The sequence below is a fragment of the Bradyrhizobium sp. 160 genome, assembly GCF_023073735.1.
Classification (GTDB): domain Bacteria; phylum Pseudomonadota; class Alphaproteobacteria; order Rhizobiales; family Xanthobacteraceae; genus Bradyrhizobium.
Map to the genome: position 1 here is coordinate 16,868 of NZ_JADPKD010000039.1, position 22,870 is coordinate 39,737.

Below are 22,870 nucleotides of genomic sequence, written 5' to 3' on the forward strand. Positions count from 1 at the left end.
AAAAAATTGACAGGGCTAATTTCCGGGGTCGTAAGTTGCTGAAATCATTATCTGCAATGGCAATACAAGCACTGCCGCGGCAGGTACGCGTAAGGCTTGAATGTATTAGTGGGGCGCAACACCGGCGCCTCATTCTCGAGTGTCGTCGCCCGACTGACCGGGCGATCCATTACGCCACGGCTTCTCGGCTCAATCGCGACCGTCTCCGGAATACTGGATCGCCTGTTGCAGTGCGCAAGTGCGCACAAGGCGGGCGATGACAGTTGAGCGTGACGCGCCCAGCTCTCACCCCACCGTCGTCCTGGCGAAGCCAATTACCCAGGGGAAGTCGCGGCGCGACGCAGGCAACCGCCAGTCGTCGCCAAGTAAATGCGGTGGTAATGGGCCCTGGATCAGCGCTCCGCCCCGGACAACGCTGCGCGTTGCCAAGAACTTCGCTTGTCAAGGACGACGTGCTTTGAGAAGCCGAACTTAATCAGCCCTCAATTCGAGCTGTCGATCAAGCTCTCCAGCAGCCGCTTGAGCTCACTCGTCGATTTGTCGCCGTAGCTCTCCAGGATGTGCTCCTCCTGGTCCACCGCAAGCGAGTTGAGCTTCTTGCTCAGCACCTTGCCGCGGTCGGAGATGAACATCAGCACCTTGCGGCGGTCGTTCGGATCCTGCACGCGGTAGACCAACGTGTCCGAGACCATGCGGTCGATCATCTTGGTCAATGTCGGATGGTTGAGCAGCACGGCATCGGCGAGTTCGCCCATCGAATGCCCGTTGCCATCCGACAGCACTTTCAGGATGCGCCATTGCTCGACCGGCACGCCCTCTTTGCTCAACCGTAGTTCGAGCTGCCGGTTGATCTCCCGGTTGGCTTGCGCGAGCAGATAGGCGAGATGATCGGTGATCGGGGAGTTTTCTTTCGAGGATTTTGCCACGGCTAAGACTTCGTCTTGACCCAAATGAGTGAATGTCTTGCAATCAATGCCGCATCTATATGCACTTCAATTGTTGAATATTCAATATTTTCAAAATAGGATCATTGCCCAACAAAAGGGCGGAAGCCGCGGCCGCCTGCTCAATGTGCTTTCAAGTCTGGTCCCAGACAGGAGTTGGCGTGCGCGCGACGGTAAACTTCCCGGCTCACGGCGGCCCGGCGTTGCCGCCGTCCTTGCTGTTCAGGAATCTGTCGTCATCGGCGGCTGATGGTGTCTTGTCGCCCAGGGATCACGCCTTCTTCAAGCGGCGCCGCGCGAACAAGCTACGGATCGGCGGCTTCATCTGCTGCACCGGCTCGCCTGGAGTTTGGGGCCCCTGTGCGACCAACAGCGCCAAGCTCGCCGTTGCCGAGATCAACAAGCGCGGCGGCATTCTCGAGCGCGAAATCGAGCTTTCCATTTACGACGCCGGCGGACCGCTCGACGAGGTGCTGAACCGCGCCGAGCAGGCGATCGCGTTCGACGAGGTCGATCTCATCGTCGGGCTGCACACCAGCGCGGTCCGTGTCGGCTTGCGCGACGTCACTACGCGTCATCGCATCCCCTACATCTATACGCCGGTCTATGAAGGCGGCGAGTGCACGCCGGGCGTGATGGCGATCGGTGAGACGCCGCGCTGGCAGAGCCGGCCCTCGATCCACTGGCTCGCCGAGGTCAAGAAGGCGTCGCGCTGGTACCTGATCGGCAGCGACTATGTCTGGCCCTGGCAGTCGCATCGCGCCGTGAAGAATTACATCAAGGAAACCGGCGGCCTTGTCGTCGGCGAGGAGTTCGTTCCTCTCGGCGAGGACAATCACCAGCCTCATCTGGCGCGCATCCGCGCCGCGAGGCCGGATGTCGTGCTGATCTCGCTGATCGGCACCGACAGCATCACCTTCAACCGTGCCTTCGGCGAATGCGGGCTTGCCGCGACGACGCTGCGGCTGGCCGGCGCGATGGACGAGACGGTCCTGCTCGGCATCGGCGCCGACAACAGCGAGAACATGTTCTGCGCCTCCGGCTATTTCCCGGGCATCGGCTCGCGGAGCAACGACGACTTCCAGATCCGTTATCGCGCGATGTTCGGACCAAACGCTCCGCCGATCGGCTCGCTCGGCCAGTCCAGCTACGAAGGACTGCGTTTCCTCGAAGCCGTCGCGAATAAGGCAGGTTCGTTGTCCATGGCTCCGATGCTCGCGGCGGGGCGCAACATCGTTTATGGCGGCGCGCGCGGCCCGGTCACCGTTCGCAACGGTCACGCCCGGATGCAGATGTATCTCGCCGAGGCTGACGGTCTCGATTTCAAGCTGATCAAGCCGGTCTGAAACGAGATTGTCGAGTGGTCCCGGCGGATTTTCGAAATAATACTTGAAAAGGAAAATATTTCTGTCTGTAATATCGACGCGATGCCGATTGGTTCCGCGCTGTGCAGGCGCGGGACCATGCGGCTTCCGTCCACGCCAGGGATCAAGAAGCCTTTGAGGAGAGCGCCGTGACAGTTGTCCTTCCCACGCCAGCCCAACTTCGCAGCGTCGCCAAGCAGTGCGGCCTTTCGCTGACCGACGACGACGTCGCCTCGTTCCGCGGCCTGATGCAGGGCTCGATCGAAGCCTACAATCTCGTCGCCGCGATGCCGGACGAGGTGCCGGAGGTCAAATACCCGCGCACGCCGGGATATCGACCCTCGGCCGAAGAGAACCCGCGCAATGCCTGGTATCGCAAGTCGACCGTGAAGGGCGCCGCCAGCGGCAAGCTCAAGGGCAAGACCGTCGCGCTGAAGGACAACATCATGCTGGCCGGCGTTCCCATGACCAACGGGTCGTCGACGCTGGAAGGCTATGTGCCCGATTTCGACGCCACGATCGTCACGCGCATGCTGGATGCCGGCGCCGAAATCAAGGGCAAGGTGCATTGCGAGCACTTCTGCCTGTCCGGCGGCAGCCACACCGGCTCGTACGGGCCAGTGCATAATCCGCACAAGATGGGCTACTCGGCTGGCGGCTCGTCGTCAGGCTCTGGCGTCGTGGTTGCACTCGGCGAGGTCCACATGGCGATCGGCGGCGATCAGGGCGGCTCGATCCGCATGCCGTCCTCGTTCTGCGGCATCTACGGCATGAAGCCGACCTGGGGCCTCGTGCCCTATACCGGGATCATGCCGATCGAGATCTACGTCGATCATACCGGACCGATGACTGCGACGGTCGCCGACAACGCGCTGCTGCTCGAAGTGCTCGCCGGCGACGACGGCTATGATCCGCGCATCAAGGCGCCGAAGGTCGAGGAATACACCAAGGCGCTCGGCCAGGGCGTCAAGGGCATGAAGATCGGTATCGTCAAGGAAGGCTTTGAGCAGCCGGTCGCAGAGGCGGCGGTCAATGAAAGTGTGCGCGAGGCGGCAAAACGCTTCAAGGATCTTGGAGCCAGTGTCGAGACGGTATCGATTCCGATGCACCTCCTGGGCGGCGCGATCTGGACCCCGATCGGCACCGAAGGCCTGACCCAGACCATGATGTTCGGCGACGGTTACGGCCTCAGCCGCGGCGATCTCTATTCGACCTCCCTGATGGATTTTCACCGCGGCTGGCGCCGGCAGGCCGACTCGCTGTCCGAGACCACGAAGTTGTTCATGATGCTCGGCACCTACATCAACAACAATTTCGGGCCACGCTTCTACGGCAAGGCGCTCAACATCTCCCGCCGGCTGACCGCGGCCTATGACAAGGCGTTCAGCGATTACGATCTGCTGTTGATGCCGACCACACCGATGAAGGCGACCAAGCTGCCGGAGCCCAATGCCAGCCGCGAGGAATACGTAGCCCGCGCGCTCGAGATGATCTCCAACACCGCGCCGTTCGACATCACCCATCATCCCGCGATGTCGCTGCCCTGCGGCATGGTCGACGGCCTGCCCGTCGGCCTGATGCTGGTCGGCCGCATGTTCGAGGAATCCACGATCTACCGCGCCGCCCATGCCTTCGAGCAGATCGGCGACTGGAAGAAAATGTGAGCGAGGCTTCGATGCAGGCGAACGGAAACGCAACGCATGGCTAACGCGTTCGTCGCGGCGTTCGAGATCCTGAGCTTTGGCGCGATCATCGTCCTGATCGTGCTGGGGCTCGGGATCATCGCCAGCATGATGGGCATCTTCAACTTCGCGCAAGGCGAGTTCGTCCTGCTCGGGGCTTACATCACCTATCTTGCCTACGCCAAGGGGCTGCCGATCTGGGCGGGCATGGCTGCGGCGCCCTTCGCGGTCGGCGCGCTCGGCTTCGTGCTGGAGGCGCTGATCATCCGCCGGTTCTATGCCGCGCCCATCGTCGCCATGCTCGGCACCTATGCGCTCGGCCTCATCATCCGGGAATCCGTGCGCGGGCTGATCGGCGGCTTCTACCTCACCGTGCCGGAGCCGATCGGCGGCTCGCTCGACATCGGCGCCATGCACATCTCGGCCTGGCGTTTCACCATCATCGTGATCACGCTCCTGGTGATGGGCGGTTGCTATCTGCTGCTGTCGCGCACGAGTTTTGGCCTGCGCGTGCGGGCCACGCTGGAGAATCCGTCGCTGGCACGCGCGTCGGGCATCTCCACGCCGCTGATCTACGGCGCTACGTTTGCGTTCGGCGCCGCGCTTGCCGGCCTTGCCGGTGCGCTGATCGTGCCGGTGTTCAGCCTGTTTGCCGATCTCGGCCTGCGCTTTCTGATCCAGGGTTTTGTCGCGGTCATGGTCGGCGGCGTCGGCTCCTTCATCGGACCGGTCGCAGGCGCCGGCGTCATCGGCACGCTCAGCGCGGCGCTGCCGTGGGTGATGGCGCCCGTCGTCGCCGACGTGCTGGTCTTCGTGCTCGCCATTGTCTTCATCAAATTCCGTCCGCAGGGCCTCATCGCAGGAAAAGGGGTTTAGTCACATGTTCGATCGCACTCAGCTCTCACGGCGCCGCTTTCTCTCCAATCTTGCCTTTGCCTCCGGTGCGGTCGCAACCAGCGTCGGCAGCTGGGTGATTCCGGCTCCCTGGGCCAATGCGGCCGAAGCCCCGATCAAGGTCGGCATCGCCACCGACCTCACCGGTCCGATCGCCTATGCCGGCAATGCCGATGCCAACGTCGCCAAGATGGTGATCAAGGAGATCAACGCCGCCGGCGGCCTGCTCGGCCGGCCGCTCGAGCTCTATATCGAGGACACCGCTTCCAACGAATCCGTCGCCGTCGGCAATGTCCGCAAGCTGATCCAGCGCGACAAGGTCGACATGGTCTTGGGCGGCATCACCTCCTCGATGCGCAACGCGATCAAGGATCCGATCGTGGCACGCGGCAAGACGCTCTACATCTATCCGCAGCTCTATGAAGGCAAGGAGTGCACGCCCTATCTGTTCTGCACCGGACCGACGCCGGCGCAGCAATGCGACGAGTTCATCCCCTGGCTGATCAAGAACGGCGGCAAGAAGTTCGCGCTGCCGAGCGCCAATTATGTCTGGCCGCACACGCTCAACGTCTATGCCCGCAAGGTGATCGAGGCGAACGGCGGCGAGATCGTGTTCGAGGAATACTATCCGCTCGACCAGGTCGATTTCTCCGCGACCGTCAACCGCATCATCTCCAACAAGGTCGACGTCGTCTTCAACACCGTCATTCCGCCTGGCGTCGGGCCGTTCTTCAAGCAGCTCTATGAAGCCGGATTCCTCAAGAACGGCGGGCGCCTGGCCTGCGTCTACTATGATGAGAACACGCTCAACATCAATCAGGCCGCCGAGATCGAGGGGCTCGCAAGCTGCCTCGACTATTTCAAGGTGCTGACCAAGGAAAGCCCCTTCGACGCAAAAATCCAGGCGGCCTACGAGAAGGACTTCCCGGGCAACTTCCTGTTCGCCGCCGGCAGCGCCGCCACCGGCACCTATCGCGGCCTGAAGCTGTGGGAAGCGGCGGTCAAGGAAGCGGGCAAGGTCGACCGCGAGTCCGTTGCCGCCGCGCTCGACCACGCCAAGATCGCCGAAGGTCCCGGCGGACCTGCCGAAATGGTGCCGGGCAAGCGGCACTGCAAGATGAAGATGTATACCGCGGTGGCCAAGGGCGGAAATTATGAGATCGTCGCCCGCAGCGACGGGCTTGTCGATCCCAAGGAATGCTGAGGCGGAATGGGAAGCCGATGAGCGTGGTAAGAGAAGCCATCGCCGGCGACGAAGCGGACGACGCGATGGCTGAACGCGTGGCAGCGGGACGGGCCAGGGAACAAATCGAGGCAGGACGAAAAGTCCTGCCGATCGTCGAAGGCGTCGTGCTCGTCGCGGCACTGCTCGCGCCGCTGGTGCTCCAGGACTACCTCACCGTGTTCGCGACGCGCGTGATCATCCTCGCGCTGTTCGCGCTGTCGTTCGACCTCGTCTGGGGTTATGCCGGGATCATGAGCTTCGGTCAGGCCCTGTTCTTCGGATCGGCCGGCTATGGCGTCGCGCTGCTCGCGCGCGACCTCGATATCACCAACATGTTTCTGGTGCTGCCGGCGGGCACGCTGATCGGCCTGACCTTCGCACTGCTGCTCGGCGGCTTTCTGTTGCTGGGGCGGCATCCCTCCAGCGTGATCTTCGTGTCACTGGGCACGCTGACGGGCTCCTACGCGGCCGACCGCCTGGCGCGCGGCTGGTACTATCTTGGCGGTCAGAACGGCATCCCCTCGATCGCGCCAATGTCGCTTGGTTCATACGAACTCTCGGAAGGGCCGGCCTTCTATTATCTCGTGCTCGGCATCCTCGTCGTGGTCTACCTGCTCTGCCGCTTCCTGGTGCGTTCGCAGTTCGGCCTTGCGCTGGCAGGCCTGCGCGAGAACGAACAACGCATCGCCTTCTTCGGCTACAAGGCGCAGCATCTCAAAGCCATCATCTTCACCATCGGCGGCGCCATCGCCGGGCTCGCCGGCAGCCTCTATGCCTTCCATGAAGGCTTCGTCTGGCCCAATATGGTCGGCGTCGTGGTGTCGACCCAGGTGGTGCTCTACGTGCTGTTCGGCGGCTCCGGCACGCTGATCGGCGCCGTCATCGGCGCCGTCATTGTCGAAGGCGTCAGCTTCTGGCTGTCGGACAATTACCGCGATATCTGGCCAATCATTCTCGGCTTGTTGCTGCTGCTCGTGATCCTGTTCCGGCCGCTCGGCTTGATCAGTTTTGTCCTCGGCGAGCGTGAACGCGTCGGCAGCTTCGGTGCCAAACCCAAGGAGAAGCGCAATGCCGCTCCTTGAAGCCGCCGGCATCAGCAAGGTCTTTGGCAAGCTCACCGCGCTCGACGGCGCGGCGCTCAGCGTCGGCGAAAACGAGTTTCACGGGCTGATAGGACCGAACGGCTCCGGCAAGAGCACGCTGATGAAGTGCATCGCCGGGGCCGAAGTGCCGACGCAGGGCAAGGTGAGCTTCGTCAACACCGACATCACCGCCCTCACGCCGACCGAGCGCGCCCGCGCCGGCATGAGCCTGAAATTCCAGATCACGTCCGTGCTGCCGTCGCTGACCCTGTACGACAACATCCTGCTTGCGCTGCAGGCGCAGTCTTCGCTGTTCGATCTCGTATGCTCGCGCACGCGCAGGCTGCTGCACGACCAGGTCATGACCATGCTGACGCAGTTTCGTCTGGCGAACCGCGCCTTCGATGCGGCCGCCGCGCTGTCGCATGGCCAGCAGCAATGGCTGGAGATCGCGATGGCGCTGGCGGGCAAGCCAAAACTCCTGCTGCTGGACGAGCCGACCGGCGGCATGAGCCTCGAGGAGCGCCGCGTCACCGGCGAACTGCTCGAGCCGATCAAGCAGCATTGTTCGCTCGTCATCGTCGAGCACGACCTCGATTTCATCCGCGACATCTGCGATCGCCTCACCGTGCTCGACCAGGGCAGGGTGCTGGCATCAGGCACGGTGTCCGAGATCCAGGCCAACAAAGCCGTCCAGGAGATTTATCTGCGCCGTGCCTGAATTTTTGGACATCAAGCATCTCGATGCTGGCTATGGCCGCAGCCAGGTGCTGTTCGGCGTCAGCCTCGGCATCCCCTGGCGCGGCGGCGTCGCCGTGCTCGGCCGCAACGGCGCCGGCAAGACCACGCTGATGAAGACCATCGTCGGCGAGCTGCCGGCCTGGAAGGGCGAGGTCGCCTTCGACGGCCGCGACATCAGCCGCCGCGCCACCGAGCAGCGCGTGCGCGCCGGTATCGGCTACGTCCCGCAGGAGCATTCGGTGTTCGCGCGCCTGTCGGTGCGGGACAATCTCGCCGTCGGCTCGCTCGCGAACAAGGATTCCTCCGCGGTCGATCGCGTGCTGACCATCTTCCCCAAGCTCGGCCAGCGTCTCGACCAGCCTGCCGGGACCCTTTCCGGCGGCGAGCGCAAGATGCTCGCGATCGGCCGCGCCATGCTGGGGGATCCAAAGCTGCTGCTGCTGGACGAGCCCACCGAAGGGGTCTGGATCGGCGTCATCGAGGAGATCACCGAGCGCCTGATCGAGCTCGCGAAGACCATCGCCGTCATCATCGTGGAGCAGCATCTCGACCTCGCGCTGCGCGTCGCCGATTACGCCTACGTGCTCGATCGCGGCCGCGTCGCGCTTGAGGGTGAGGCGGGTGAGGTGCGGGGCAATCCGGAGCTGATGCGCTATCTGGCGCCGTAGCGAATGCGCGTGAGGCGCGCCGAACCCACAGCGACCACAGCTTTCATGCTCCGCGAAAGCAGGGCATGCAGTACGCCGCAGCCTCTCGGTTGATCACCGTGACTCACCCACGAAGGGCGACAATCTCGACCTGTGGCTCCGGCTCGAACCAGGGCCAAGCGCAACCTCGTTGAGAGCCTCGCTATGCGGGAAGTCGCGACCGATAGGGCGCCGTCAGAAGCAGCATGAAAAGTGCGCGCTCGGCCTGGTATTTTGCGGCGTGTCGACTTGATTCCCGCCCCTGCACCACGACTGCTCCTCCGATGGTGCAAACGCTCCAGGCCCATCTTTTTCGCTTGCGCTGCACCAAAGTCATTTCGAATGTGGGAAACTCCGGTCTAGCCATTGTCGCCGCTTCTCACCTTGGATCCAACCCGACAAACTTGAACGCGGAGGTCCGATACCTGTCTTCACCCATTTGGGTGAAAGGGGCATGTGCCGAGGCAAAGTCCCGGTCTGGGCCGTCGGGCGTAAGGGCGATGAGGGATGTCTCTGCGGGTGGATGGCACTCTAGCCGCCGCGCAACGCCTTGCCAGCGAGTAAGCTGACGAGCTCCTGCTGACGGGAAAGGCCGGTCTTCGACAGCACGGCTTTGAGCTGCGTGCGCACCGTCTCTCGCGTCACGCCGATTCTTGCCGCGAGGGCATCAACCGATCCGGCCTGTGCAACGCCACGTGCGACCTGGGCCTCTGCCGGCGTCAGGTCGAACAGCCCTTGCAGGACTTCCGCGCTCGGGACCGCGCCGCGATCGACGGGTGTCACGATGAGCATGAAGGTGGCTTGCGTGAAGATATCGCACGCCGATCCGCGCACCGGGACGACATGCACGACCATTGGTACGCGGTCCATGGCCGCTGCGATGGCGAGGGACTTGACGCCCCGGCTGTTGCCGACGAACGAGCTCCCCAGCGCCGCCGAGAACAATCCGTCCGCGTTGACATCGGTCAGGGTCAGCCGCTCTGCGCGGTCTTGGAATAGCGACGGCATCAGCGCTTCGAACAGCCCGTTCGCCGCGAGTAATTTGCCCCGTTCGCGCAAGATCGCTCCGGGCAGCCCGATGGCCTGCAATGCATCGGCTTGCGCGCGTGCGCGCTCGAAGCCAAGCCGGTTTGCAGTCAGAGACGCCCGAGCCAGATGCGGCCTCAGGCCATCGAGGAACGAGACGATCTCGCGCGGCACCGGTCCATTGTTTTGGTGTCGCGGCATGACGATCGCAATGGAATCGCCGCTCGGTATTGAAATGATGGTCCCGGCTCTGTAGCCGATTCCGTGCCTGCGGTAGAAATTGCAGTACACGTCATTGGTCGCGATCTCCTCTTCCGATACAAGGTCTCCATCGTTGAGGAAGCCGGCGTAGTTGAGGGCGGCGGCACGCGGCAGCAGCGGATCGCGCTCGCTCCATCCCTCTTCCAAGAAAAGATGCATGGTCTGGTCGTGATTGACGGAATTCATCCCGCTGACATAGCCGTCCCGTACCGCGAAAAGCAGTCCGCCATTGCCGCCGATGGCGTGACCGATTTCATTGAGGACCTCGGGCCACAATGACGGTATCAGCCCGGCCTCGTAAATGCGGTCTATCAGGTGATCGAGATGCCCAAATCCACTCATGCGCAGCGCGTAGGAGCAAACGCCGCAACTATAGCCGCGTGACCGGGCGACGCAATCCGGCACATCCAGAGGCGTTCCGGATTTATGGAGGGAACCAACCCGACGTCGTGCTTGGCTTATGCCGGAAGGCGCGGCATCGTCCCTACTTCATCGCTCCGAAGCGGCTGTCGAACGAGTTCGACGACACCACCGGCGCGGCGCCGGCGATCTGACCGCTCTCACCTGCACCTTCGCTCACCGACGGCTTCAGCGCCGGGCGTGTCTGGGCGAGGCGGGTGTTTGCGGGCTCTGCCGGCTTGGCGGCCACGGTCGCGGCCGGCTTCGGCGCGTCCTTCGCAACGTCCTTGGACTTGTCGTGCCCCGGCACGAACCGGGTCACGGCGGCCTTGAGCCGCGACGCTGCGGTGGGCGGCGTCGGCGTCGTGGCGGCCGGGGCCACGGAGGCGGTGGCTTGCGGCGGCGGGGTGGTCGCCGTGGTGTCGGCGGAGCCAAGGCCCATCTTGCGGCCGAGGTTGGAGAAGAAGCCTCCGGATTTCTCTTGGGTCTTCTCGGCAGGCTGGGCCGCGGCGACGCGGGTGCTGGTCGCGGGCGCGCTGGTAGCTGTGACCGGCTCTTCCTGCGGCGCAGGCGCGGATGCCGCCGCATCGAGATTCGGCTTGGGCGGATTGACATGGCCGGGGATGGTGCCCGGCGCCTTGGCCATCGCCAACATCTGCAGCGTGGTGCCTTCGGCGCTCTCGGACAGGCCCGTGGAGCCTTCCGGAATCTTCGCGGCGAAGACCTTGTTCATGCCGCCGTCGATGCCGGTGTTCATGCGCGCCACCGGCGTGCCCTTGGCGACCAGCCTAGCGTATTCCGCCTCGTCCTTGGCTTGCTTCCCCCGCACGGCGGCGGCGATGTCCTCGGGGATGACATAGGCCGGGCATTTTGCCGAGGCGTCGAACACCGGGTCGCGCTTGGCGTCCGCCGGCTTGGCTGCATCGAACACGTACTTCTTCTCGCAGAAATCGACCTTCGGCTCCTGCCGCGTCACCTCGAAATGATCATAGCCTTCCTTGATCATCTTCCAGAACGGCATGTTCGGATTGTTCCGGTGCTTGGCCATGTTCACCGGGGTCATCTTGAACGGATAGGCCTGGAGCTGGAACGCCTTCTGGCCGCCGAAAAAGGATTCGCGCCCTAGCGAATAGATCTCGGCGATCTGCTCGTCGGTCATGGCGTAACAGCCGCGCGAAGAACAATCGCCATGCACCATCAGCTGCGAGCCGGTGCGCCCGAGCGCCTTGTCGAACGCGTTGGGGTAACCGGTATTGAAGGACAGGTAATAGGCCGATTGCGGATTCATCTGGCTCGGATTGATCGAGTAGAATCCTTCCGGCGCCTGGCGGTCGCCTTCGCGCACCTTGGGGCCGAGATCGCCCGACCAGCGGCAGATCGGATAGGTCTTGAGCAGCGCGAACTGGCCGCTTCGGGTCTGCTTCCAGACTTCGAGCTCGGCCTCCTGCTTGAACAGGCGGACCAGGATCGGCGATTGCAGATCCATGTCCTTCTCGGTCATCGCGGCGAGCAGCTTTGGCGGCACCGGCTGGTTGGCCTTGGCGTTGGTCGCGAGCGAGACCTGGTCGGTGTCGCACCCGGTCAGCAGAACGCCGGCCGTCATCAGCGCAACCGAAGCCAAGAGCGCCCGAGCAAGCGAACGAGAAATCAAGATGGACCCCACACCGTGCCGGGCAGAAAGCGCGACCCCAATCGTTTGGAGCATGATCTGACCGGCGAACCAGACCCGTCGTGACGGGCTTTTCAGATCATGCCCCAGCGCTTATGCCCTGAAGCCATTGATTAAAATTCTAACCTCTGGGTCATGTGGTCGCAACCCGAGCGGGGATCACGAGCCCGTTGGCCCAGTGGCATGGTCAACGAAGACTAAATGGACGCGACTTTGGGCCTTACTTGGGCCTTTCGGCCGGATTGGAACAGAGATCGCCGATTTGGGCAAAAAAAGGGTTAACGCGGGGTTACTAGGGCCATCCGGGCTCTCGGGCCGAATCAGCCCAGTTTCCGGCCGATATCGAGGAATTTCTGCCGCCGCTGCTTGCGGATGGCGTCGCCGTCGAGGCCGCGGAGCTCGTCGAAAGCCTTGGCGATGGCATCGCCGGTGGTGGCGATCATGGCGGCAGGGTCGCGGTGGGCGCCGCCGACCGGCTCCTTCAAAATGCTGTCGATCACGCCGAAGCGGAGCATGTCCTGGGCGGTGATCTTCATGTTGTTGGCGGCTTCCTGCGCCTTGGTGCCGTCGCGCCACAGGATCGAGGAGGCGGCTTCCGGCGAGATCACGCTGTAGATCGCGTGCTCCAGCATCAGCACCTTGTTGGCGGTGGTGATGGCGATGGCGCCGCCCGACATGCCCTCCCCGGTGATGATGGCGACGTTCGGCACGGTCAGCGCCAGGCAGGCATCCGTCGAGCGCGCGATCGCCTCGGCTTGTCCCCGCTCTTCGGCGCCGATGCCGGGATAGGCGCCGGCGGAATCGGCGAGCGACAGCACCGGCAGACCGAACCGCTCGGCCATCTCCATCAGCCGCACGCATTTGCGATAGCCTTCGGGCCGCGCCATGCCGAAATTGTGCCGGATGCGGCTCTCGGTTGAATCGCCTTTTTCCTGGCCCATCACGCAGATCGGCTCGCCGCGGAAGCGGCCGAAGCCGGCGACCAGCGCCTCGTCCTCGCCGAATTTGCGGTCGCCGGCTAGCGGCGTGAACTCGGTGATCAGGCCCTTGATGAAGTCGTTGAAATGCGGCCGCTGCGGGTGCCGCGCCACCAGCGTCTTCTGCCACGGCGTCAGGTTCGCATAGAGGTCGGCCAGCGCTTGCGACGCCTTGTCCTCGATCCGCCCGATCTCCTCGGCGATGTCGGTGCCGGAAGCTGCGAGCGTGCGCAACTCGTCGACCTTGGAGTCGAGCTCGGCGACGGGCTTTTCGAAGTCGAGATAGCTGCGCATCTGGTCTGGCATCAACTCAATATAGGCGGACGGGGCTGGAGAAGCGAAGCGAGGTTGCGGTCGCGGAAAGAACTGTAGATTCTTCAATGGCTTGGCTTGTGTGCTCGTGGGCCGCAAGCCAAATCACTCGTGAAGCCCCGGCTCTTTCTGCGGAGATGTGGCCGAAGTCAAGGCGGTTTCGCCATCGCCGGGGTTGGACTCTCGTGTCCCGGACGCGCTGCAGCGCGCTGTAGCGCTGAGCCGGGACCCGGCAAGAGGCGTGGGGCCCAGCTCAGCGGCGCACCGTTTCACGCTGCGCCGCGGCGGGGGCACGCAAGATTACTTCTCCGCCAGTGGATGCAGGTCGCGCACCAGGCTCTTCAGCCGCTCCTCGACCACGTGGGTGTAGATCTGGGTCGTCGAGATGTCGGTGTGGCCGAGCAGGGTCTGCACGATGCGCAAATCGGCGCCGTTGTGGAGGAGATGGCTGGCGAAGGCGTGGCGCAGCACGTGCGGGGAGACCAGACGGGCCTGAAGCCCGGAGGCGACCGCGAGTTCCTTCAAGTCGCGCGCGAAATGCTGTCGGGTCAGATGTCCGCTCTCGCCGAATGAGGGGAACAGCCATTTCGAAGCAGCCACGCTGTTCTTCTTGTCAGCCTTTGCAGCTTCCATCGCCGCGAGATAATCCGCCATCGCCTGCCGCGAGGCTTCGTTGAGCGGCGCCAGGCGCTCCTTATTGCCCTTGCCGCGCACCACGATCATGCGCGCATCGCGCTTGGCCGCCGAGCGCGGCAGTGCCACCAACTCGGAGACGCGTAGGCCGGTGGCGTAGAGCACCTCGAGCAGGCAATAGAGCCGCAAGCTGCGCAGCCGTTTCGAGGGCGAGGCATCTGCCGCCTCGCTCAATTCCTTGGCGCGGCGGAGCATGCGGTCGACATCCGCAATCGACAGCACTTTCGGCAGGCCGCGGCCGCGCTTCGGCCCCGACAGGATCGCTGCGGGATCCTCGGTACGGATGCGCTCGTTGAGGAGAAAGCGGAACAGATGCCGCATCGCCGACAGCCGCCGCGCGACGCTGGTGGATTTGAAGCCGCGGGCATCGAGATCGGCGAGATAATCGCGCAGCGTTTGCGTCTCCGCATCCGCGAAAGTGTGGCCGACGCGGCCCAGAAATTCCGAGAGATCGGTGAGGTCGCGGCGGTAGGCGTCGAGCGTGTTGGGCCCGGCGCCCTGTTCCGCCGCGAGCATGTCGAGGAACAGGCCGGTGAGCCGGGTGTCGGAGGGTTTGGTGCGCATGCCCAAAGCCTAGCTGCTATTTCTTGAGAAACTTATCAGGCGGGATCGTCACCGTCATTTCCCGCGGCTTCGGACTGACGAAGTTTGCCAGCGCGAAGACCGCGCCATAGACGATGCCGGCGATCACGGCGAGGACCGTCAGGAAGCGGAACAGGCTGGGCATCGGCAAAGGGTCTCGATAGCGGTCTTGGCGGGCAAATTAACCAATGAAATCATCCAACATGTTCGCCGTTTCGTGGCAAGAGTCCTCTGGCGAGGCCCCCTGCGGGGTCGTATAGGTGGCGAAAGCATGCCGCCTTGGCGGCAGATCGAGCGAGATCCATGTCCGACGCCGCGCTGCCGATACCCGGTTCGCCTGAGGCCGACATCCTGTCGGCGCTCGGGGCGCGCTCGATCGTGCTTGTCGGGATGATGGGGGTGGGCAAATCCACCATCGGCCGCCGCATGGCGGCGCGGCTCAAGTTGCCCTTCGTCGATGCCGACACCGAGATCGAGGCGGCGGCCGGCATGAGCATACCGGAAATCTTCGAGCGCCACGGCGAGCCGCATTTCCGCGACGGCGAGGCCCGCGTGATCGCGCGGCTGCTGGACGGCGGACCGATCGTGCTCGCGACCGGTGGCGGCGCGTTCATGCACGAGGAGACGCGCGCGCGCATCGCCGCGAAAGCGGTCTCGATCTGGCTCAAGGCCGACCACGACGTCATCATGCGCCGCGTGCGGCGCCGTGCCGATCGCCCGCTGCTCCAGACCGCCGATCCCGAAGGAACCGTGACGCGCCTGCTCACCGAACGCGAACCGGTCTATCGCCATGCCGACCTCACCATCGCCTCGCGCGACGTGCCGCACGACAAGATCGTCGAGGAATGCATCGAGACCCTGCATGCCCATCTCTGCGGCGTGCCACCTGCAGACCTTGCGAGTGCCGTACGATGACTGCGCCTTTGAAGCATTCCGATCCTGTCAATGTCGATGTCGCGCTCGGTGACCGCGCCTATGGCATCGTCATCGGCCGCGGCGTGCTGGCCTCGCTCGGCGAGCGCGTCGCGCGCTTGCGCCCCGGCGTGCGTACCGCCGTTGTGACCGACCGCACCGTCGCAAAGCACTGGCTCGAGCCCGCCGAGGCGTCGCTTGCCGCAGCCGGCATTCCGACCTCGCGCATCGTGGTCGAGGAAGGCGAGATCTCCAAAACCTATGCGGGCCTGGAAAAGGTCAGCGAGGCCCTGATCGCCGCAAAAATTGAGCGCAACGATCTCGTCATCGCGCTCGGCGGCGGCGTGGTGGGCGATCTCGCCGGCTTTGCCGCGGCGATCCTGCGCCGCGGCGTCGATTTCGTGCAGGTGCCGACCTCGCTCTTGGCGCAGGTCGATTCCAGCGTCGGCGGCAAGACCGGCATCAACTCGCCGCAGGGCAAGAATCTGCTCGGCGCCTTCCACCAGCCGGTCCTTGTCATCGCCGACACCGCCGTGCTCGACACGCTGTCGCCGCGGCAATTCCGCGCCGGCTATGCCGAGGTCGCCAAATATGGCGTGCTCGGCGACGACGCCTTCTTCACCTGGCTGGAGAAGAACCATGCCGATATCTTCAGGGGCGGCTCGGCGCGCGAGCATGCGATCGCGACGTCGTGCCGCGCCAAGGCCGCAATCGTCGCGCGCGACGAGCGCGAGACCGGCGAACGCGCGCTGCTCAATCTCGGCCATACCTTCGGTCATGCGCTGGAGGCGGCGACCGGCTTCTCGGACCGCCTGTTCCACGGCGAGGGCGTCGCGATCGGCATGACGCTGGCGGCGCAGTTCTCGGCCCGGCTCGGCAAGATCGGAGAGGCCGATGCGGCGCGCGTCGAGCGGCATCTGGTCGAAGCCGGCCTGCCGACGCGCTTGCAGGACATCGCGGGTTTTGCGCAGGAAGGCCTTGCCGACGCCGACGCGCTGATGGCGCTGATGGCGCAGGACAAGAAAGTCAAGCGCGGCAAGCTCACCTTCATTCTGCTGGAGGCGGTCGGGCGCGCCGTGATTGCGAAGGACGTCGAGCCGACGCTGGTGCGCGATTTCCTGCAGTCGAAATTAGCGCAGTGATGGCGGGATCGATTGGATCTGCCGCCCGCGAAACGGCGCGGAACGCCGAGGCGGTCGCGAGGCAAACATGAGTTCGATCTCCATCAATCTGCTGCTTGCTGTCCTCCTGCTTGCTGCCAACGCATTTTACGTGGCGGCCGAATTTGCCCTCGTGAAGAGCCGTGGCTTTCGCGTCAAGGCAATGGTCGAGCAGAACCGCTTCGGCGCACGCCTGTTGCAGACGATGATGGGGAATATCGAATCCTATCTCGCCTGCTGCCAGCTCGGCATTACCATGGCCTCCCTTGGTCTTGGCTGGATTGGTGAGCCGACCGTTTCTGCGCTGCTGAGCCCGATCCTCCATCCGCTCGGACTGTCGGAGGCGACGCTGCACTTCACCTCGTTCGTGGCGGGTTTTCTGGTTTTCTCCTCGCTGCACATCATCATCGGCGAACAGGTGCCGAAGACGCTTGCGATCAGGGAGCCGGTGCCGGTGTCGCAGTGGATTGCGTATCCGCTTCATGTCTCCTACCTGGTGTTCTACCCGCTGAGCTGGTGTCTCAACACGGCTTCGAGCGCGATCTTGCGTCTGATCGGCGTTCAGGAGTTTTCGCAGCACGAGATCCTGACGGATTCCGAGATCGAGGGCCTGGTTGAGGAATCGGCCGTACACGGCAAGATCGAGAGCGGCGAAGCCGAGTACATTCACAATGTCTTCCGCCTCGGCGAGCTGACCGTCTCCGACGTGATGGTTCACCGCACCGCGATGGTGATGATCAATGCCGATCTCCCGCCGGAGGAGCTGGTGCGGGAGGTGCTGGCTACCGAATACACCCGCATTCCGCTGTGGCGCGACAAGTCGGAGAACATTATCGGCATTCTGCACGCCAAGGATCTGTTGCGGGCAATCCGCGCGTCGGAAGGCGATACCTCGCGCATCGACGTCACCACCATCATGCTGCCGCCCTGGTTCGTGCCGGAAATGCGGCCGATATCCCAGCAGCTCAAGGCGTTCCGCCGCCGCAAGACCCATTTCGCGCTGGTCGTCGACGAATACGGCGAAGTCGAAGGGCTCGTGACGCTGGAAGACATCCTGGAGGAGATCGTCGGCGACATCGCCGACGAGCATGACGTCGTGGTCGCGGGCGTGCGCCGCCAGCCCGACGGCTCTGTCGTGGTCGACGGCTCGGTGCCGATCCGCGATCTCAACCGCGCGCTTGACTGGCACCTCCCCGACGAAGAGGCAACCACGGTCGCGGGCCTCGTCATCCACGAGGCGCGTTCGATCCCCGACCGCGGCCAGAGCTTCACCTTCCACGGCTTCCGCTTCCGCGTCCTCCGCCGCGAACGCAACCGCATCACCGCGCTCCGTATTTCACCGGTGCCGCGGGAGGCCGAGCTGGAGGAAGCCAAGCCGCGAAGGGCCGGAACTTCGTTTTGACCTCGCTTACCCTCCCTGGAGGTCCCTGGAGGGGAGGGTAAGCAAATCACCCTTCCCCCGGCGCCTGCGCGTGGATCGCGAGCGCATGCACGCCGCCAGCGAGTTCCGCGGCCAACGCCGAATTTATCATGCGGTGGCGATCGACCCGGCCCTTCCCTTTGAAGGCGGCAGATACGATATACACACGGAAGTGCGTCTCGCCGCTCGGCCGATGGCCGGCGTGGCCCTCATGCAAATGGGACTCGTCGACGACTTGCAGGCTCTCTGGCGTGAAAGCTTCCTGCAACTTGTTGCTGATAACGTCTCTGATAGCCATGTGAGCCATTAAGGGACGCGATCGCACTCCGTCAACACCATAGGCCGCCTCTGGTGGCCCGTTCTGAAAAGGCCGAAGTGAAACTTCGGCTACGGGTTTCAAGCTAATTGCAATGTCAAGACTTGAAGGTTTTTGCATTGCGTAGTCAAAGTCAGCCATGCCGATCGATTCATCAAAGTTCTTCGACTCCATCCGGGTCAAGCCGCGGGGCAAGCAGCCGGAAGTGAAGCCGCGCGACACCGTGGTCAATTGCGAATGGACCGGGTGTCAGAACAAGGGCGCGCATCGTGCGCCCAAGGGTCGCGACAATCAGCGTGAGTACTGGCACTTCTGCCTGAACCACGTGCGCGAGTACAATCAGAACTACAATTTCTTCTCCGGCATGAATGCCGACGCGGTCGCGCGCTACCAGAAGGATGCGCTGACCGGCCACCGCCCGACTTGGAAGATGGGCGCTAATGGCGGCGTCAAGAAAGGCGCGGAGGCGGAGATCGACAGCGCCTTCGATCCGTTCAGCATGTTCCAGGAGCTCAACGGCCGCGCCAACTGGCGCGGCGGCCCGCAAGCCCCGCCCAAGGCCGAGACGCGCAAGATCATGAACGCTGAGCGCAAGGCGCTCCAGGTCATGGGCCTCGGACCCGAGTCCACCCTCGCCGACGTCAAGAGCAAGTACAAGGCGCTGGTGAAGCAGCATCATCCCGACGCCAACGGCGGCGACCGCTCTACCGAAGACCGTTTGATCGAGATCATCAAGGCGTATAATTACCTGAAGACGGTGGTCCGCGAGGCCTAGTGCATTCAGGAATGCGTGCATCGGCCTTCAGAGGCTTTGCTTTGGCGACAGTCTAAAGCGCGATGACAAAGCGCGATGACGATGCATCCGGATCTGGTCGCGCTTACTTGGTGACGTCCGGGAACGCCATCTGGCACACCAGCCCTTCCGGCTTCCACCGCCGGGTGATCCTCCCGCGCAAGGTCCGGATGATGCCATCGACCGCGCCGATGCCAAAGCCCTTGCGCGTCGGCGGTTCGTTGACCGGGGGACCGCCGCGCTCTGACCAGTGCAGTACGAGAGGGTCTGCACCATTGGTCTCCCAGCGGATCTCCAGCGTGCCCGAAGGCGTCGACAGCGCCCCGTATTTGGCGGCGTTGGTCGCAAGTTCGTGCACGGCGACCGCGATCGATTGGGCGAGCGTCGCCGGCAGCCGGAGGTCGTCTCCAGCGATGCTGATACGTTCGCCGTCTGCGCCTGCGTAGGGCCGGAGTTCCTCTTCGACGATGGTCTTCAGACTCGCACCGGTCCAGCGCGATTCCGAGAACAGCCTCTGCACATTGGCAAGCGCGCTGAGCCGGCCTTGAAACGCGGCCTGGAATTCTGCAGCGGTCTCGGCCTTCGTCAGCCGCAGCATCGCCTGGGTCACCGCCAGCAGATTGTTCGAACGATGATCGACCTCGTAAGCCAGGAGCATCATCCGCTGCTCGGCCTGCTTGCGAGCCGTGATGTCGACCAGCATGTTCACCGCGCCGACCAGGCGGCCGCCTTCGTCGCGGAGCGGCGTCGGATACGGCATGAAGCAAATCCTTGAGCCGTCCGGCCGTTCGGCCACAGCCTCGACGTCGCGCACCGGCCGGTTCTGCTTGAGCGCGACGGCCATGGGGCACTCATCGTGGGGAAGCGGCGTGCCGTCCGGCAGATAGAGCTTCCATGTCACGCACCACATCTCGCCGATCTTTGGCGTGCGTCCGGCGAACTCGATGCAGGCTTGATTGAAGAAGGTGATGCGGCCCTCTGCGTCGGTGGTGTAGATCGCGGCGGGCAGCGCCTGGAGCAAGTCCCGGAATCGCCTCTCGGAATCCCCGCCGGCAGCGCTCCTGCTCGCTGCTTGCCTCGCGATCTCGCCGATCCTGGCCTCGTCCGAATGTCCAAGCAAGTCCAGCATCGCGTTCCTCTACGGGCCAGATCAGCTAATTCGCCGGCCGCGTATACGTTCCACAGTGCTCGCCCGGGACGTGCAGATCTCGTCAACCAGCATAGATCAGGACTTCGCCCGCACGACAGCGGAGTGGGAGCTCCGCTGTCGCCTTTCCCTTAGTCTTTTAGTCTTTAGTCGCTGGAGCCTTCGGCATGGCGCCCACATAGGACGAACTCGGCCGGATCAGCCGTCCCGTGCGCTGCTGCTCGCGCGCATGCGCGGTCCATCCTGCCGCGCGCGCCACCGCGAAGATCGGCGTGAAGGCCTGCCTCGGAATCGCGAGTGCATCGAGCAGGATGGCGGTGAAGAACTCGACATTGGTCTCCAGCGGCCGGTCCGGATTCTTCTTGCGCAGCGCGCTGCGGATATAGGCTTCGACCTCGCCGGCAAAGGGCAGGTCGGCGCCGTTGGAAGCCAGGGCCTCGATCGCGGTCTTCAGCACGTCGGCACGCGGGTCGCGGACGCGATAGACGCGGTGACCAAAGCCCATCATCCGCTCGCCGCGTGCCAGTGCCGCGTCGACCCAGCTCTGGATGCGTTCGCGCGAGCCGATCGCGTCGAGCATTTCCAGCACGGGCTCCGGCGCGCCGCCATGCAAGGGGCCGGTGAGCGCGCAATAGCCCGCGGTTACGGCGGCGAACAGATCGGCTTGCGTCGAGGCCACCACGCGCGTCGTGAAGGTCGAGGCATTCATGCCGTGGTCGCAGACGGTGACGAGATACGCATCGAGCGCGGTGACCTCGCGCGTTGCAGGCGCCCGCCCGTGCAGCATGCGCAGCGTGTCGGCGGCGTGGCTCATGCTGGGATCGGGCGCCACCGGCTCGAGCCCCCCGGCGCGGCGGGCCAGCGCGCCCGCAATCACCGGAAACGCGCCGACGATAGTTGCTTCATGCTCCAGGCCGTGTTCGGCGCGAAGGCCCGCGACGGCCGCACGAAACCCGTCGACGATGCCCATGCCGCGGGTTGCCGGCAACAGGTCCGGCAATCGCGCGAAGGCGCGCTCCCGCGCGGCCCCCAGGCTCGCCCGCACATCGGCCTCGCTTAAGCTGGTCTTGTTGGCGCCGTTCCAGAGCCGGGCGGTGACGCCCTCAAAACTCGATCTGGCGGCGAGACTGCCGACATGCTCGCCGGCGATGATCAGCTCGCCGCGCTCGCCGTCGACATGGCTCAGCACGGTCTCAGCGGCGGGAACGCCGTCCAGTCCGATCTGGCTTTTGGTGAGGTGGATGTTCATGGCCCAATCTCCCGTTTGATGCAGGGGAAGGTCAGACCTGTCGACAGATTGATCAATCTTGATTACATAAATCAATATGAAAAATTCAAACGAGCTCTACCTCTCCGCCCGGGAAGCCGCCGCCGAGCTCGCGATCTCGCCGGCCACGCTCTATGCCTATGTCAGCCGCGGTCTGATCCGCTCCGAGCCGACGCAGGATTCGCGAAAAAATCGCTACCGGGCCGAGGACGTCCGCGCGCTCAAGGAGCGCCGGGTGCCGTCGCCGGAGCCCAGGGGCCTGCGCAGCTTCGACGCCGATTTGCCGGTGATGGACACGGAGATCTCGACCATCACCGAGGACGGCGCGATCTACCGCGGGGTGAATTGCGTCGATCTCGCCGAGAACGACACGCTCGAGCATACGGCGACGCTGCTGTGGGACGTCTCCGGCGTCGATCCGTTCGATCAGGAGAATCAGCCGCTCCTCTCCGAGGAGATGCGCATGATCGGGCAAGCCGCGCGTCGCGCCGCGCCGATCGACCGCGCCATTGCGGTGCTCGCGCTGGCCGCGAGCGCCGATCCCCGCGCCTTCACCCGCGCGCCCGATGGCCGTGCCATGGTCGGCGCGCGCATCGTCCGCCTGCTGGTCGCGACCATGCTCAATGCCGAGCCGTCGGCCGAGCCGCTGCATCAGCAGGTTGCGAAGGCGTGGGCCGCGGACAACAAGCACGCGAGCGATCTGATCCGCCGCGCGCTCGTGCTGCTTGCCGACCATGAACTGAACGCCTCCACCTTCACAGCGCGCTGTGCCGCATCGACCGGCCTCAATCTCTACGACTCGGTGATCGCCGGGCTCGCCGCGCTCAAAGGGCCCAAGCATGGCGGCGCCGGCGTGCTGGCCTCGCAGCTCGTGAAAACGCTGATCGATCGCGACGTCGAGCCGATGGTGCGCGAGCGCGTCGCGCTCGGCGAGCGCTTTGCCGGCTTCGGCCATGGCGTCTACAAGCGCGGCGATCCCCGCGCGCAATCGCTGCTCAATGCCTTGTCGCGCGCAGGCGCACCGCGGAAGTTCACCCGCGAGGTGCCGGAGCGGATCGCGGAAGCGACCGGCGAGTTCGTCAACATCGACTATGCACTCGCCGTGCTCGTGCATGCCCTGCGCCTGCCCGCCGGCAGCGAGCTCGCTCTGTTCGCCATGGCCCGCAGCGTCGGCTGGATCGCCCATTCCAGCGAGCAATTGCAGTTCGGCAAGCTGATCAGGCCAAGGGCAAGGTATGTGGGACCGGCACCGGGACGGCGGGCGGGAGCTGAGCCCAGGAGCTAAATCTAGACCCTCATGCTGAGGAGCGCGCCCTTC

21 protein-coding genes are annotated in these 22,870 nt (G+C 64.2%); 12 read left to right on the forward strand and 9 right to left on the reverse strand.

The genetic code is table 11. The features are described from left to right. Window positions 1–482: 482 nt before the first annotated feature. Entirely contained in the window at window positions 483–926 is a 444-nt protein-coding gene (locus tag IVA98_RS16995; protein ID WP_247276280.1) for a MarR family winged helix-turn-helix transcriptional regulator, read from the reverse strand. Window positions 927–1,105: 179 nt separating this feature from the next. Between IVA98_RS16995 and IVA98_RS17000 the strand changes: the two genes are divergently transcribed. The 7 genes from IVA98_RS17000 to IVA98_RS17030 all read left to right on the forward strand — a co-directional run bounded on the left by IVA98_RS17000 (window position 1,106) and on the right by IVA98_RS17030 (window position 8,600). After that, complete coding sequence (locus IVA98_RS17000; protein ID WP_247355231.1) at window positions 1,106–2,290, forward strand: substrate-binding domain-containing protein; 1,185 nt, start codon at window positions 1,106–1,108, stop codon at window positions 2,288–2,290. A 167-nt stretch (window positions 2,291–2,457) separates the two neighbouring features. Further along, entirely contained in the window at window positions 2,458–3,972 is a 1,515-nt protein-coding gene (locus tag IVA98_RS17005) for an amidase (protein ID WP_247297828.1), read from the forward strand. Window positions 3,973–4,008: 36 nt separating this feature from the next. After that, window positions 4,009–4,866 (forward strand): branched-chain amino acid ABC transporter permease, encoded by an 858-nt coding sequence (locus IVA98_RS17010; RefSeq protein WP_247297830.1) that lies wholly within the window; start codon window positions 4,009–4,011, stop codon window positions 4,864–4,866. 4 nt (window positions 4,867–4,870) lie between these two features. Then, a complete protein-coding gene (locus tag IVA98_RS17015) occupies window positions 4,871–6,088 on the forward strand; it encodes a substrate-binding protein (RefSeq protein ID WP_247297832.1) in 1,218 nt (405 codons plus the stop codon). 17 nt (window positions 6,089–6,105) lie between these two features. Beyond that, complete coding sequence (locus IVA98_RS17020; RefSeq protein WP_247333313.1) at window positions 6,106–7,191, forward strand: branched-chain amino acid ABC transporter permease; 1,086 nt, start codon at window positions 6,106–6,108, stop codon at window positions 7,189–7,191. Further along, on the forward strand, window positions 7,178–7,912 hold the full coding sequence (locus tag IVA98_RS17025; RefSeq protein WP_247297836.1) for an ABC transporter ATP-binding protein: 735 nt from the start codon (window positions 7,178–7,180) through the stop codon (window positions 7,910–7,912). The genes IVA98_RS17020 and IVA98_RS17025 overlap by 14 nt, the downstream gene beginning before the upstream one ends. Further along, complete coding sequence (locus IVA98_RS17030) at window positions 7,905–8,600, forward strand: ABC transporter ATP-binding protein (RefSeq protein ID WP_247297838.1); 696 nt, start codon at window positions 7,905–7,907, stop codon at window positions 8,598–8,600. Before IVA98_RS17025 ends, IVA98_RS17030 begins: the two co-directional genes overlap by 8 nt. A gap of 549 nt (window positions 8,601–9,149) precedes the next feature. On the opposite strand, the gene IVA98_RS17035 is transcribed toward IVA98_RS17030, so the two are convergent. From IVA98_RS17035 to IVA98_RS17055, 5 genes are all read right to left on the reverse strand, one after another. Then, window positions 9,150–10,310: a helix-turn-helix transcriptional regulator gene (locus tag IVA98_RS17035; RefSeq protein WP_247355232.1), complete on the reverse strand. Its 1,161-nt coding sequence runs from the start codon at window positions 10,308–10,310 to the stop codon at window positions 9,150–9,152. 79 nt (window positions 10,311–10,389) lie between these two features. Next, the gene (locus IVA98_RS17040; protein WP_247297843.1) at window positions 10,390–11,907 is read right to left on the reverse strand and encodes a L,D-transpeptidase family protein; all 1,518 of its coding nucleotides are present in this window, start codon (window positions 11,905–11,907) and stop codon (window positions 10,390–10,392) included. Window positions 11,908–12,293: 386 nt separating this feature from the next. Beyond that, complete coding sequence (locus tag IVA98_RS17045) at window positions 12,294–13,256, reverse strand: acetyl-CoA carboxylase carboxyltransferase subunit alpha (RefSeq protein ID WP_247276289.1); 963 nt, start codon at window positions 13,254–13,256, stop codon at window positions 12,294–12,296. 306 nt (window positions 13,257–13,562) lie between these two features. Next, a complete protein-coding gene (gene xerD, locus IVA98_RS17050) occupies window positions 13,563–14,519 on the reverse strand; it encodes a site-specific tyrosine recombinase XerD (protein ID WP_247297852.1) in 957 nt (318 codons plus the stop codon). A gap of 16 nt (window positions 14,520–14,535) precedes the next feature. Next, the gene (locus IVA98_RS17055; protein ID WP_247276291.1) at window positions 14,536–14,682 is read right to left on the reverse strand and encodes a histidine kinase; all 147 of its coding nucleotides are present in this window, start codon (window positions 14,680–14,682) and stop codon (window positions 14,536–14,538) included. Window positions 14,683–14,840: 158 nt separating this feature from the next. Between IVA98_RS17055 and IVA98_RS17060 the strand changes: the two genes are divergently transcribed. The 3 genes from IVA98_RS17060 to IVA98_RS17070 all read left to right on the forward strand — a co-directional run bounded on the left by IVA98_RS17060 (window position 14,841) and on the right by IVA98_RS17070 (window position 18,011). Next, window positions 14,841–15,452, forward strand: coding sequence for a shikimate kinase (locus IVA98_RS17060; protein WP_247355233.1), 612 nt, complete (start codon window positions 14,841–14,843; stop codon window positions 15,450–15,452). After that, window positions 15,449–16,591 (forward strand): 3-dehydroquinate synthase, encoded by a 1,143-nt coding sequence (aroB, locus tag IVA98_RS17065; RefSeq protein ID WP_247297858.1) that lies wholly within the window; start codon window positions 15,449–15,451, stop codon window positions 16,589–16,591. Before IVA98_RS17060 ends, aroB begins: the two co-directional genes overlap by 4 nt. A 67-nt stretch (window positions 16,592–16,658) precedes the next feature. Next, complete coding sequence (locus IVA98_RS17070; protein WP_247297861.1) at window positions 16,659–18,011, forward strand: hemolysin family protein; 1,353 nt, start codon at window positions 16,659–16,661, stop codon at window positions 18,009–18,011. A 46-nt stretch (window positions 18,012–18,057) separates the two neighbouring features. On the opposite strand, the gene IVA98_RS17075 is transcribed toward IVA98_RS17070, so the two are convergent. After that, window positions 18,058–18,327, reverse strand: coding sequence for a BolA family protein (locus IVA98_RS17075; RefSeq protein ID WP_247298010.1), 270 nt, complete (start codon window positions 18,325–18,327; stop codon window positions 18,058–18,060). 157 nt (window positions 18,328–18,484) lie between these two features. On the opposite strand from IVA98_RS17075, the gene IVA98_RS17080 reads away from it, so the two are divergent. Continuing rightward, a complete protein-coding gene (locus IVA98_RS17080; protein WP_247276295.1) occupies window positions 18,485–19,120 on the forward strand; it encodes a J domain-containing protein in 636 nt (211 codons plus the stop codon). A 103-nt stretch (window positions 19,121–19,223) separates the two neighbouring features. Here IVA98_RS17080 and IVA98_RS17085 read toward each other — a convergent pair whose 3' ends face one another. Then, on the reverse strand, window positions 19,224–20,267 hold the full coding sequence (locus tag IVA98_RS17085; protein ID WP_247297864.1) for a sensor histidine kinase: 1,044 nt from the start codon (window positions 20,265–20,267) through the stop codon (window positions 19,224–19,226). Between the two features lie 157 nt (window positions 20,268–20,424). Beyond that, a complete protein-coding gene (locus IVA98_RS17090) occupies window positions 20,425–21,534 on the reverse strand; it encodes a citrate synthase/methylcitrate synthase (protein WP_247297867.1) in 1,110 nt (369 codons plus the stop codon). A 76-nt stretch (window positions 21,535–21,610) separates the two neighbouring features. Between IVA98_RS17090 and IVA98_RS17095 the strand changes: the two genes are divergently transcribed. Beyond that, on the forward strand, window positions 21,611–22,837 hold the full coding sequence (locus IVA98_RS17095; RefSeq protein ID WP_247297869.1) for a citrate synthase family protein: 1,227 nt from the start codon (window positions 21,611–21,613) through the stop codon (window positions 22,835–22,837). Window positions 22,838–22,870 lie beyond the last annotated feature (33 nt).